12 protein-coding genes are annotated in these 12,315 nt (G+C 54.5%); 3 read left to right on the top strand and 9 right to left on the bottom strand.

Going from position 1 to position 12,315, the window contains the following annotated elements; all coding sequences use genetic code 11:
• Window positions 1-4 precede the first annotated feature (4 nt).
• From MNU25_RS04330 to MNU25_RS04320, 3 genes are all read right to left on the bottom strand, one after another.
• Entirely contained in the window at window positions 5-937 is a 933-nt protein-coding gene (locus MNU25_RS04330; protein ID WP_240983939.1) for a 3'-5' exoribonuclease YhaM family protein, read from the bottom strand.
• 169 nt (window positions 938-1,106) lie between these two features.
• Window positions 1,107-2,075: a helix-turn-helix transcriptional regulator gene (locus tag MNU25_RS04325; RefSeq protein ID WP_240983938.1), complete on the bottom strand. Its 969-nt coding sequence runs from the start codon at window positions 2,073-2,075 to the stop codon at window positions 1,107-1,109.
• 7 nt (window positions 2,076-2,082) lie between these two features.
• Window positions 2,083-3,258 carry a helix-turn-helix transcriptional regulator gene (locus MNU25_RS04320; protein WP_240983937.1) on the bottom strand — a complete coding sequence of 392 codons (1,176 nt, stop codon included), beginning with the start codon at window positions 3,256-3,258 and terminating at the stop codon, window positions 2,083-2,085.
• 350 nt (window positions 3,259-3,608) lie between these two features.
• On the opposite strand from MNU25_RS04320, the gene MNU25_RS04315 reads away from it, so the two are divergent.
• Window positions 3,609-4,169 (top strand): peroxiredoxin, encoded by a 561-nt coding sequence (locus MNU25_RS04315; protein ID WP_240986722.1) that lies wholly within the window; start codon window positions 3,609-3,611, stop codon window positions 4,167-4,169.
• A 134-nt stretch (window positions 4,170-4,303) separates the two neighbouring features.
• Here the strand turns inward: MNU25_RS04315 and MNU25_RS04310 are convergent, their stop codons facing one another.
• The 4 genes from MNU25_RS04310 to MNU25_RS04295 all read right to left on the bottom strand — a co-directional run bounded on the left by MNU25_RS04310 (window position 4,304) and on the right by MNU25_RS04295 (window position 8,779).
• Window positions 4,304-5,701: a phosphomannomutase/phosphoglucomutase gene (locus MNU25_RS04310; RefSeq protein ID WP_240983936.1), complete on the bottom strand. Its 1,398-nt coding sequence runs from the start codon at window positions 5,699-5,701 to the stop codon at window positions 4,304-4,306.
• On the bottom strand, window positions 5,679-6,440 hold the full coding sequence (locus MNU25_RS04305) for a nucleotidyltransferase family protein (RefSeq protein ID WP_240983935.1): 762 nt from the start codon (window positions 6,438-6,440) through the stop codon (window positions 5,679-5,681). The genes MNU25_RS04310 and MNU25_RS04305 overlap by 23 nt, the downstream gene beginning before the upstream one ends.
• Window positions 6,441-6,609: 169 nt before the next feature.
• Window positions 6,610-7,800: a glycosyltransferase gene (locus MNU25_RS04300; RefSeq protein ID WP_240983934.1), complete on the bottom strand. Its 1,191-nt coding sequence runs from the start codon at window positions 7,798-7,800 to the stop codon at window positions 6,610-6,612.
• Window positions 7,801-7,804: 4 nt separating this feature from the next.
• Window positions 7,805-8,779 carry a carbohydrate kinase family protein gene (locus MNU25_RS04295; protein ID WP_240983933.1) on the bottom strand — a complete coding sequence of 325 codons (975 nt, stop codon included), beginning with the start codon at window positions 8,777-8,779 and terminating at the stop codon, window positions 7,805-7,807.
• A gap of 495 nt (window positions 8,780-9,274) precedes the next feature.
• On the opposite strand from MNU25_RS04295, the gene MNU25_RS04290 reads away from it, so the two are divergent.
• Window positions 9,275-9,550: a YetF domain-containing protein gene (locus MNU25_RS04290; protein ID WP_240983932.1), complete on the top strand. Its 276-nt coding sequence runs from the start codon at window positions 9,275-9,277 to the stop codon at window positions 9,548-9,550.
• Here the strand turns inward: MNU25_RS04290 and MNU25_RS04285 are convergent.
• Complete coding sequence (locus MNU25_RS04285) at window positions 9,547-10,263, bottom strand: DUF169 domain-containing protein (RefSeq protein ID WP_240983931.1); 717 nt, start codon at window positions 10,261-10,263, stop codon at window positions 9,547-9,549. The two genes, MNU25_RS04290 and MNU25_RS04285, sit on opposite strands and share 4 nt — an antisense overlap.
• 247 nt (window positions 10,264-10,510) lie before the next feature.
• Between MNU25_RS04285 and MNU25_RS04280 the strand changes: the two genes are divergently transcribed.
• Window positions 10,511-11,068, top strand: a complete 558-nt coding sequence (locus tag MNU25_RS04280; protein ID WP_240983930.1) for a flavodoxin family protein — start codon at window positions 10,511-10,513, stop codon at window positions 11,066-11,068.
• A gap of 147 nt (window positions 11,069-11,215) precedes the next feature.
• Here MNU25_RS04280 and MNU25_RS04275 read toward each other — a convergent pair whose 3' ends face one another.
• Window positions 11,216-12,106, bottom strand: coding sequence for a DMT family transporter (locus tag MNU25_RS04275; RefSeq protein ID WP_240983929.1), 891 nt, complete (start codon window positions 12,104-12,106; stop codon window positions 11,216-11,218).
• Window positions 12,107-12,315: the final 209 nt, after the last annotated feature.

Here is a 12,315-nt window from a genome sequence, read left to right as displayed (position 1 = left end):
AGTTCTATTTGCCCAGATAGAGATAACGCTCCATAGGCCGGACATACGGAGACCACTCTTCGTCTGGATTTTCGTCTTTCGTGCGCCGGAATTGCCAAAGTTCGGCTTCCAGCGCATCCGCATAGTGGATAATGATCGCTTCCATGGATTTCGGACGCCGTGGGGATTGCCATTCATAGCGGCCGTGGTGGCTGGCTATAATATGCAAAAGCTTGGTACGGACATCCGGCGGGAAATGGGGAATTGCCGCTATCTCCCGGCTGATAAGATCGACTCCCATAAGGATGTGGCCCAAGAGGCGGCCTTCAGTGGTATACGAAACCGCACGCTCGAAGTTGTATTCGAAAATCTTACCGACATCATGAAGAAGTGCCCCAACGGTCAGCAAGTCGGTATTGACTTCGCTGTAACTACCCGCCAGCTCCAAGGCCAACTCCGTCACAGCCACACTGTGCTCCCAAAGCCCCCTAAGATAGGGCTGGTGAATCTTCACAGCTGCTGGCGCCCGCCGGTATAACACCCCGAACTCCGGATGATCGAGAATACGGTTTAACAAGAGACTCAGGCTCTCATCCCGAACTGTTCTTCTCAGTGCCTGCAAACGTCTCTCCAAGATCTCCTCCGCTAAGGGAGAACTCATCAAGAGCTGAGTCAGGTCTATTTCCTCGGCTTCGGCGGGCCTCATGGATCCCACGGATAATTCCAACGCCCCCCGGTACTCGCTGACGGAAGCCTCGATGTGAAACACATCCTTCTCTCTTAGCCACTCAAAGTGGCGGGCCTCCGTCTCCCATAGTTTAGCCGGCAAAGTTCCGCTGCTGTCCTGACACGTCATGACGATAAAGCTGCCGGGTTTGGAACGAAACGGGCTTTCTTTCCACTCCGTGACCAGAACCGTCCCCGAAAACTTCTCTCCGGCCTGGCAATCCTTTAACATACTCATTTTCTCTCCCTAACACCTTAATGGTAGCCGACGAACCCGCTCTCTGGAACAAGTATAGCAAAAAATGGAGACAGCAGGCTGAAGTTCAGATTCGTGTGCAGCCGCCAAGGCCTTGCTCACGTTATCTTAGTCATATTGAGATAGTCACATGAAGCTTAATAACTCAAATTTGCCGGTAGTGGGAAAGGCATTCTTTAACCCGAGAAATGATCTCGCCTCTCAGTTCCGCGGGTTCAAGAATCTCCGCGGCTGAACCGAAACCGAGAATCCAGGCCAGGAATTCGTTTTTCCCGACGATCGTGTCTTCATAGATTAGGCTCTGACCGCCGTCTTCTTCTCTGAGCAGGCAGGAACGGTGGGCCACATCTTTACGTACCTTGGCAAAGGTCTGAGAGCGGTTCAAAAACCTTACTTTCACTTCGAGCTCTCGTCCAAATTCCATACCCCAGCGCGGAGCCAGCCAATCCCGCAGGGAAAAGCCTTCAGGATAAGTAAAAGACTCTCCGGTCATACCTATGTGCCGCACCTTGGCAAGATTGTAGGTCTTGATCAACCCTCCGCTCTCGGCAGCCAGATACCATTGCCGCAAGCGGGAGTAGTAAACCACCCCCAGCGGCGCGGCCACTAGGGGCCAGGACTTAAACTCAAACGATATTTTTCTTCGCCACTGAAGCGCCTTCTCCACCGTCAAGAGAATTTCGTCATCAAGCCGCTGGAGTGGAGCGAGTCTCCCTTTGATGTAGCGATAGGTGCCCTCTTGCACCAAGTCCAGACCCGCCGAGATCTTCTCTTTGAGCGAAACTCCTCTTCTCAGTTTCTGCTCAATGAAATCCAAGGCATCCAAAATCTGCAGAAATTCTCCCACCGTAAAATGGGCCGGAACATTTCTTCTCTGTGAAGTTTCCAAAAACCATCTCGTTTCGGGGCACAGCCGGTCCATTCCTTCTTCCCCATCTTCATCGGCATCTGTATAGAGGGGGATGGGATGATCCACATCCAGCAAAATCGTCTCAAGATCTTTCTGCAGCAGCGGCCAAGGCACGCCGCAATCAGCCGCCAGGGCCAATCCGCAGATTCCCGGCTTCGCCTCGATCAAAGCCAGTATCCTTTCCATTCTCAAGACGGAGTCCATGACTCAATCACTCCCCGTAGATCTCCAGTATCTTTTCTAAATCATTAACCACCAAATCGCGCAACTCCTTGGGCCCTATCACTTCCGCCCCGGGTCCGAAACCCCTGAGCCAGACGGCGAGTTCCGCGAGACCGTCCACACGATCCTCGACGAGGAGATGGCCGTTCTCTTCCCGCAGGGTACAGGTTTTCCGGTTTGCCAATTCCTCTCTAACCCGTTGAACGGTGGCATAGTAGTCATGAAAGCGGATCTTTACATCGACCGGATTCCCTTGGCGAAAGACGCCCCAGGAGAACCTATACCAGTCTTCCAGCCGGAATCCTTCGGGAAAAGAAAAATTTACGCCCGTCGATTCCGCAAGAAGAATGCGGTCAAGCAAATAGGTCTTGATCTGCTGCGGCCTTTCGTTATCCTGAGCCGCCAGATACCAGTTATCGAGGGCCCAATAATAGACAATTCCCAAAGGGTTGACTCTGACCTCACGGGCTGCCTCCCGGCCCCGGCGGTAAAGAAGCTTGACCGTTTCCCGCTTCCGGGCAAATTCTTCCAAGCGCTGACAATAATGGCTCCTCCGCAAATCCTCAATCGGCCTTCTGCCGTGCACTACCACAGTCTCGATCCCGCCGCCCGGCAAGCGTAAGGAAACTTGCAGTTTTGCCGCGGCGGATTTCGCTTCATCCCTTCTGGCCGAAACCTCTCTTTGCATGGTCAAAGCGTCAATTAACAGACCTTTCTCCACGGTATCCAGGTCTATGGGGGGAAGGAGTTGACTCGCATTGAGAACATATCTCCCATTCACCTCATCGATCAAATGCCTTTGGCAGAGATCTTTGAGATCGCGTTCAATCGTTTTCTCGCCGACTTCGTAACCGCGGGTAAAATGGCTCACAATGTCCGCCCTTCCCGCAGTTTGTTCATGAGCTGCAATGAAGCGCAGGATCTCCAACTGGCGAAGGGTCGCCTCTTTAACGCCGCTAAAACTGTCCCACCCTGTTTCTTGGAGAAATAATTGACCCTGTTCATTTTTTGTCAGGCTGTAGCCGTTCGCTTCCAGCTCTTTTAGATCCCGAACAATGCTGCTGACACTCGACTTAAGCCCCGAGGCCAAGGCATCCGTCGTATACACCCAAGGCGAAGTCGCCACCAGTTTAAGCAGCCGGTGCTGACGCTCAACTTTAGTCATCCGAATCACCCGCGTTCAATCTTGTCCCGTTGTAATAATTCCACAACTTACCGCGAATTTCCTGCAGCATCCGCGGCGGCTTTTTGCACTGATCAAATTGCGGCGCAAATTTCACCCACCGGCGTATACTGGAGTAAACCCGTTTAACTAAAGTTGAACATCGAGACTTCAGTGACGAAAGTGTCCAGTGGACATTTTTGCCGAAAGCGCTGAGCCTTTAACGAATGCTATCGCGCTGAAGGATGGAGTCTACCCCCACCGAAGCAACGGGGAAACCACTCCCACTTGTAGAAGTGGGAGTCTCACGGTTGGATGGAAATTTCTCAAGGGGGGCGAAAAATATGAGTCATATGATCAGACCCACGGACATGGCGCCGGATTTCGTGGCCGAGGCTTATTATCAAGGTGATAAGGTGACAATCAAACTCGGCGATTACCTCAACCAATGGGTGGTTCTCTTCTTTTACGCCGGTGATTTTACCTTTGTCTGACCGACAGAATTAGCGGCCGTGGCAGCGCGCTATCATACTTTTCAACAATTGGGAGCAGAAGTCCTGGGCATCAGTACGGACAGCATCTATTCTCACAAAATATTCGCGGCCACTTCTCCATCGGCGCGCAGTGTTCAGTATCCCCTGCTTTCAGATCGGACCCAAGACATATGCCGTCTCTATGGAGTTCTGAGAGAAGGATTAGGATATGCCTTCCGCGCCACTTTCATTATTGCCCCCGGCGGCGAGGTTAAGTTTTCCTGCCTCAATCCTCCGGAAGTCGGCAGAAATGTCCCCGAAATCATCCGGGTCATTCAAGGCCTGCAGTTCGAAGCCGCGACCGGACTGGGAGTCCCCGCCGACTGGCAGCCGGGAATGCCGGGCATTCACCGGGACTTCGCCTATACCGGAAAAATATAAAGCCTAGCCCGTGACGGCTTTCGCCAGCAGGCGGATCTTCCCGCTTCACTGACCGCAAGCACGCGGGCCCTCCGCAATCTCCGTCTGAACGGCATCTCCGTCTACACGAATCTCGGTCTGCGGCAACTCCGCCTTTAAAGTACCTTCCCGAGCGCGGTAAGGGCACCCGGCCTTATAGCCTCAGGCAGGGCTGCCAAAACCTGTTCCGTGATAAAATGCAGGCTTGCTGCGTCCTTTCCTTCGAAGCGCAAAGTGATGATGGGCTCCGTGACAGATGGCCGGACCATCCCCCAGCAATCCGGCAGTTCCACGCGCACGCCATCCAGGCGGGAAAGGGGAAAGCGGGAAAGTTTTTGCGCCACGTCTTCAACCAAGCCTTGAGCATCCCCCGCAAAGGGCAGACGAATATCCGGCGTAATCAGGTAGCGGGGGAGGGCCGCGTCCGCCTGAGCCAGTGACAACCCGTTTTCTTCGAGCAAATCCAGAAGCATCAGGGAAGAAAAAATGGCATCGTCAAACTGTAAATCGCACCAGAAGAAATGCCCGCTGAGTTCCCCGGCCAAGAGGGCTTTTGCTGCCAGGAACTCAGTGCGCACAAACCCATGCCCCGAGCGGGCCATACGCGCGGTTCCACCTAGGCGCTCAATTTCTTCCGCCACTGCCAGCGAGCATTTGGAATCATAAACGATAACCCCTTTCTCCCTGGCCAAGAGATGGCGGGCAAAGAGGATCAAAATGCGGTCATTCTCGATCATCTGTCCGCGTTCCGAGACAAAAGAGACCCTGTCCCCGTCTCCGTCATAAGCGATGCCCACGGCATCACTTTTGCCGCTCATTTGCCGCCGCAAAACCGTCAGGTTCTCGGCGACAGCCGGGTTAGGCGGACGGTTGGGGAAATTCCCGTCCGCAACGCAAAAAAGCTCCTCGACCTCATAACCCAAGAAGCGAAAAATTTCCGGAGCGAGCAGAGAACAGGCCCCGTTGCCACAGTCCAGGACCACCCGGAGGTTTTGCGGGCGGGCACTGCCCGTTCCCGGCCGGACCCGGCGCCGCTCCCGTCGAAGTCGAAAATGGCGCAGGATTTCCTCGCGGTAGAGGCTCATCCAGCCATCATCCCGGCGGTAACGGCCCGCTCCCGGCATGAAAGTGCCTGCTGCCATCAGCTCCTGCAGGAGGGCCAGTTCTTCCTCATGAATCGGCCGGTTTTCCACCAGGATCTTAAAACCGTTGTAGGCCGCCGGGTTGTGCGAAGCCGTGACCATGATGCCCAGAGTACTTCCTGTCTGTTGTACGGCATAATAGAAAGCCGGAGTGGTTAAAACCCCGGCATCCGTGACCCGGCAGCCTGCCTGGACCAAGCCGTCGCTCAAAGCGGCTTTCAGTACCGGCGTACTTAAACGCACATCCCCGGCTACCAAACACACCGGAGCGCGGAGCCATGCGCCGCAAGCCCGCCCTAAAGCGCAGGCCTCCCTTTCCGTCAGCTCCTCGCCGTAGATCCCCCGGATATCACAGGCTTTGAAGATGCCCATCTCGCCCTCCCCCGCCTAAAATTTCGCCGGCTTGCGCCGGGGAAAGTCCGGTCAGCTTTTCATAGTCGTTCATCCGTCCCACGTCCCACCAGGAATAGTCGCCTACATACCCGTATATCGGCGTCCCTTGGGCCAAAAGGCGGGGAAAAACTTCAGCCGGCAAATCCACTTCCCGTCCTTCCGGCTGCAAGGCTTCGATCTGGGACAAAATACGCTCGTCCAAGACATAGGCGCCTGTGCTCACCGGCTGGTCCAAGTTAGCCTTTTCCCGAAATCTTGTCACCCGGTTTTTTTCATCCAGTTCCGCCGTTCCCACTTCCAGCCGGTATCGTCTGGAAAACGCCACGGTCACCGGACCCCCGTGGGACCGGTGAAAATCCAGCAGTTCCCGGTAATCCAGGTGGGCAATGGTATCCCCCGGCACGAGCAAAAACGGGTCGTCCCCGCTATGTAAGAGCTCACGGGCCCGCCAGATTTCTCCCGCCTTGCCGGCAGGTTCGGGGCCCCTGCTATAACTGATTGTCACACCCCATCGGGCGCCGTCGCCGAAATAGTTCACGATCTGTTCGGCCAGGTAACTGACGGCCAGCACAAAATCCCTCATTCCGGCCGCAATCAGAGGCAGAAGAACCCATTCCAGCAGCGGTTTGCCCTGCAGCGGCAGCATCGGTTTAGGCACATAGGCGGTCAGAGGGCGCAGGCGGGTGCCTTTGCCCGCGGCCAAGATCAACGTTTTCATGGTTATCGGGGCCTGGATACTTCTGACCTGAGTCAGGAGACGAAAGGCCCCTTTTCCCCTTTCCTTTCTTCATTATGTTCAACTATCGTCTAATTTGCATTTTTGATTTCCTCCGCTTTCTTTCCTTTCCTTTCTTCATTGTGTTCAACTATCGTCTGCTTGCAGAACTTTAAGGTAACTTCGCGCTCAGCTCCTGCTTAGACATTTCTTCAACCATTTTGGCCGCGGCTGAGGCACCCCCGTATTTTTCCCCCAACTGTCTCAGCTTTTGGGCATTTCTCCGGAAAGCGGGGTCTTGAAGAATTTTCTGCACAGCAGCTGCTAAAGCCGCCGCTGTCAAACCGTTCTTAGCCAAGACGATACCCGCACCGTTGGCGGCCAGCACGGCCCCGTTATCTTCCTGTTCGACCATGGAAGGCACCACCACGCCCGGTGTCCCGCAGGCCAGGCAAGTCATCAGAGTTGACGAGCCCCCGTGAAAAACCGTCACATCGCTCGCCTTAATCAATTCCAGGCCGGGAACAAAACCGCGGACCGAAACATTCGGCGGCGGATCGTACTCTGCCAATTCCCCCGGTTCAAGCGCTAAACCGGTGGCCATGACCACGTGCACGTCCGGTAGGGGGCGAAAAGCCTCCAGAACCAGAGAAAGAAAATCCTTGCCGATTAACGGAGTACCTCCCCCTATCGTCACGTAAACCAAAGCGCCCTCTTGCCTGCCGCCGTAGCGGAGCTTGAGTTCTTCCCGTGCGGGCAGGTTTTCCGGAGATTCCGGCAAAAGCGGGCCGGTGAAACGCACTTTTTCACGCAAGGCTTCGGCCCATTCCCCTTTGATCTCTGCCGCTATCCCTCCGTCGAGTTCCGGCATGCCCTCCATGATGATGAGGTTTACCGCTTTGAGCATTTCCAAAAACCGCGTCCCGGCCTGCAGCCGCTGCGTGGCAAACTCCATGGTTTTTCGCCCGTGAGGCTGCAGCACGACCATCGCGCAGGGGATATCACAGGCCCTGGCCGACGACGGCCCGGTGAAACTGGCGCAAACCAGAACCTCAGGCTTTTCCCGCCGCACAATTTCCTGCTCCGCTTTGGCCAGCGGTTCTATGCTTTTCTTAAGACGAGCCATCACTTCTTCTCTCGGTTCCCCACCGGCGCCCCACATGGCTCCAAAGGGAAAATCGATCGCCAAGGTCGGCATGGGAATGGAATCCAAGCCTTGACTTTGCATGAGGGGGATTTGTTTTTCTCCCGCCAAAATCTTGACTTGATGGCCCCGGCGTTTAAGCTCCTTCGCCACCGCCACTACGCGCATGGTCTGACCCAGAGCCGTCCCTCCCACTTGCGCCGTACATAGGACTTTCACCCTTTCACCCTCCTTTGAATTCGTGAACGATGAGGTGGTTGCTGGTTAGGAAATCGTCCAGCAGCGTATGTAAATACTCGCCATAGTGCGTGACAATAACCCCTTTTATTTCCGGAAGAGGGGGGAAAGCCTTAGTTTCCAGAGACGCGGCTTTGAGCGAGCCGAGCGTGTTGCCAAGAATGACCGAGTGAATGGGATTGTGAAAAAGTTTGACGTAACTATAAAGGAAACCGGCCGATGAGGCGTCCCCGCAGCCTGTCGTGTCCAGCACAGGCCCAATGTCCGTGACGACCGGTACCTGGGCCCAGAAAATGCGTTTCTCTCTTCGCCAGGCTCGCCAGGAAATCAAGGAAGACCGGTCACCAAAAGTAATCCAGCAGGCCTCGGGCCCCGAGGCCACAATCCCCGCGGCAAATTCCACAAATTCCTCAAGGGTCTTCAGCGGCTCGCCGGCCACCCAGGAGGTCTCACTGTCATTCATCTTGAGAATGTCAATCTCTGGCAGCCAGGCTGCGGCATCGGCCCACTTCTTTCTAAACCTCTCTCCCCTTTCGTTTAGCCCCGTAATCAAGCCGTGAACATCCAGAAAAAGCAGTCCGTTTGTCACCCTTCTCAATTTTTGCACGCAAGCCAGGGGAATATCGCTCTCATTCAGTGGCATTAGGAGCACGGCTTCGCACTCTGCGAGCAAATCCATTTCGGCTAGGGTGAAAGGCGGCATGACGTTGCTTTGGCGACTTTGCCGTTCTTTGCCGTTAAGGTAGGTCAGTTCAATTTCGGTCGTGCCCCGGTCCCTTTGGGTCAAACCTGTTAAATCGAGGTTGGGATGGTCGAGAAGGGCCGTCACGGCAGCAAAATCTTCCGGTGCCACGTGAGAAAGGCAAATCGCGTGATCCGAAGAGTGTTCAAGCAGTTGGAGCAACGCACTGACACTGTAGGCCACAGCCCCGTATCTTTCTGAGCGCTGACCCGAAGGCAAGATAACGTAATCCTTGGAAACCGGTCCGGCAATGCCAAATTTAATGGTTCTCCACCTCCCTCAACCGGGTCCGGGCAGCACCTGACCCCCGAGCCAGCCCCATACTTACCTCTCGGTTAACAGGGGACGGACCGCACCTACTCCTCCCGGTGTGAGTAAAACCACTGCTGACGCAAACTTATTATTTGACGAAATCATTAGCACTATCCAGCCTTAAAGCTATCACATATAGAATATTCCCCGGTGCAAAGTGCATAGAGCTGCAGAAACTTCTGCATATTACAGTTACCATTAAGTTTGCCTAAATGTCCTTGGCGTTGGCAAGGGTGGAAATTAAGGAGGGGAAACGAAAGGCTATCATGTACTTATGGCCATTCCTTACGATTAGCGCTCTTGCTACTTTCGCAATCTTGTTACTGCTGGTTCGCCTCATTGGCAGCACACAATTAACCCAGCTGACCTACTTCAACTGGGTAGCGGGAGCGGCTATGGGAAATGTCGAATCAGTCAGTTTCGAAGATCGATCTCGCGCGGGGACCTGACCTTTCGGGAAGGGGGGAAGGTCCGTTCACAGAGATCATTGTTGATGGTGAGGTCGACAAGGATAAATTGCGAAACACTAAGCATGACAACACCTGGTTGGGCGAACAACTGAAAAACTTGGGGGCTTCGTCGTCGGAAGACGTTTTGTTCCTGGCCGTCAATCCTCTGGGAGAAGTGATTGCGGACTTGCACAGAAGAGAAGGTTTGGCGGACAAGTCGCGCCGCTAGATTCTAGCCGCAATCTGCTGCCAAGTCTCTTTGGTCAGGAAACTTTCATCCACCTGGGCCTCCAGTTCGAGGAAACGCCTGTAAGGTATACTGAAAGAAAGCACATCCTTGTCGATAAACTTCCGTGCGGAAGGATCAGTCAACCCTATGACGCATTTCTGATTCTCCGCCTCCACCTCGGCTAAAGCATAGAGTACGGCTTGTTGACAGCCCGAACCCATCTCCACTTTGACATTATCCTGGCTTGGTTTGTCGAAATTGGCAAACTGGACGAGGGCAGAAAGCTGATCGGCATTGACCAAAAAGATCAAGACCTCAGGAGTTTCGTCCGCGGCCAGCTGGGACAGGGGTCTGAAAACCAGGTAAGTCTTCGCGGCAACGTCAGGTAACCCGGCGGCAAATTGAGCCGCTATTTCTGGGCTCTTCTTGTAAAATTCCCCTTCTCTCCCGCCCACACCACCGGTTGACAGGAAGTACTCGATAAAACCTAACTCAAAGCGGTTGAAACCGAGACCCACTCTGCCGCCCTGACAGGTTGTGGTCGCAACGTCGAAGACCGCCGTGCGACCTTTGGCGGCCGCATTTAACATGGCTATGGCGCAGCCCCACCTTCCCTCACGAAACTGCAGGGCCCCCTCGGGCCTAACATCTGAGCGGAAGACAGCTACCGGTTGATTTTTAAGTTTTATGGCTTCGGCGATTCTGCTGATCATTTCCATCCTCCTAACGTTCCCGACCGATCATTTACCCACCCCGGCTCGCGCATACCTGCGGTTTAATCCGGCTCCGACGGCACAATCGTCTACGCCCCAGCCAAGGCAATGTCCGGGTCGCACAAGTCCCATGTAAATACTCATCATTAATTATATCACCTCTGGCCGGCTACCGCCACCGCGACTCCGCGCCCCGCACGTGTTATAATAGACACGGCAAATTCAAAGCAAAGGATGGACTAGATTCATGAAAGTAATGATCTTGACCTGCAGCCCCAATATTGAAGGTTTAACCGCTGCCTGTGGGAGCGCCGCTAAGACAGGAGCGGAAGCGGCCGGCGCTCAGGTTGATATGGTCAATCTGAACCGGCTCAAGATCGGCCACTGCCAAGCTTGCGGCAACGGTTGGGGGCCTTGCCGCAACGAACACGAGTGCCAAGTTCAGGATGATTTTCAGAGTCTGCATGTTTCCATGGCTGACGCGGATGCCTTTGTCCTCATCACCCCCGTGTATTGGGGCGATATGAGCGAATCCGCCAAGGCCTTTACCGATCGGCTGCGGCGTTGTGAGGCCTTCAGAAATGACAGGACCTTTTTGCAAGATAAACCCTTTCTCGCCGTGGCGGCCGCAGGAGGCAGCGGCAATGGCCTGACTTCCTGCCTGACGTCCATGGAAAGATTCCTGATGCATGTCAAGGCGGAAAAGTTTGACCTGATCGGGATCACCCAGAGGAGCCGGGGGTATAAACTTGATACCATTCACGCCGCGGCGCGGCAAATGGTGTCTCTCGGGCTGAAGCTTTAGCTCATCCGCACCCGCGCGGACACCTTGGAGGAAAGATTTAACGACACGGGTTCCAAGACCTTGCATCCACTTCTTTATCCGCTTCGGCCCGGGCAAGGGTCTGCCGGACTGAAGCTGTACTCATTAACCGGTCCCGGTCAATCGCCGCTATGAGGCGGTCGTGTCCGTATTCCTCTCTCCAGCCGGCTGCCAAAATGACGGGATCACCTCGACCAGCAAAATCGCCGCAAAGATCAGTGAACTGCCGATAATGCTCCTGGCAGTGAGGACTTCACCCCAGATGATGACAGAGAAGAGCAAGGAAAAAGGAGCTTCCAAGCCAAGCAGCAGAGCCGCATGGGATGAGGAAGTATGTCTTTGGGCAAAATTCTGCGCCAAAAAGGCAAAGCAGGTTGCCATCAGGCCGGTATAAATCATAGCCAGCCAAACCGTAGCGGGCAGCACCCAAGTAACCGGTTCGAACGCAAATGAATAGCCCAGACTGATAATCCCCGTGACAACAATCTGGATCACGGTTAAAACGTACACATTATACCTCTTGACATAGTGCGCCACCGCCAAGATCTGCAAGGCAAAGGCAAAGGCACACAGGATGGAGAGAAGATCCCCTTGGCCAAACCCCAATACGTCATTTCCGGCCAGTGAGATCAAGCATACTCCCACAAAGGCCAAAACTGCCGCAGCGATGGGCATCCAGCCGACGAACTTCTTATAAAACAACGAAGTCAGAAAGGGAACGATAATAATGTACAAACTGGTTAGAAAGCCTGATTTTCCGGGGGTCGTGTAGGCCAGGCCTATGGTCTGGGCGAGAAAGCCGAGGGCAAGGAACAAGCCAATTACACAACCGGCCAGTAATTCATGACGGGTCATCTTCTTGAGCCGGTTGAAAAAGATGGCTCCCAGCACCAGGGCTGAGAGCATGAACCTTAAGCCGATAAATTCCATCGGCGGGATAATCCCAATGGCGTCCTTGACGGCCGTAAAGCTGAGACCCCAAATGAGAGCGACAAAAATCAGCAAAAGATCAGCCCACAATGAACGCGATATCTTCATAACCCAGGGGCCCGGACACTTCTGACTCCAGTCAGGAGAGGAAAGACCCCCTCCCCCCCTTTCTTGCCTTCACCCAACATTGCACACTCCAGAAAAGGCATCGCGACTATCCGTTGCCTTCCCTTGAGCTTGGACATGACTCGCTCTTAACCAGGATACCACGGTCCTCCGCATCCGGCGGCTCCCCCCGG

It is taken from the genome of Acididesulfobacillus acetoxydans (assembly GCF_902729405.1).
GTDB classification, from domain to species: domain Bacteria; phylum Bacillota; class Desulfitobacteriia; order Desulfitobacteriales; family Desulfitobacteriaceae; genus Acididesulfobacillus; species Acididesulfobacillus acetoxydans.
The sequence above is the reverse complement of the archived record's forward strand: the minus strand, read 5'-3'. Positions and strand labels throughout refer to the sequence as shown.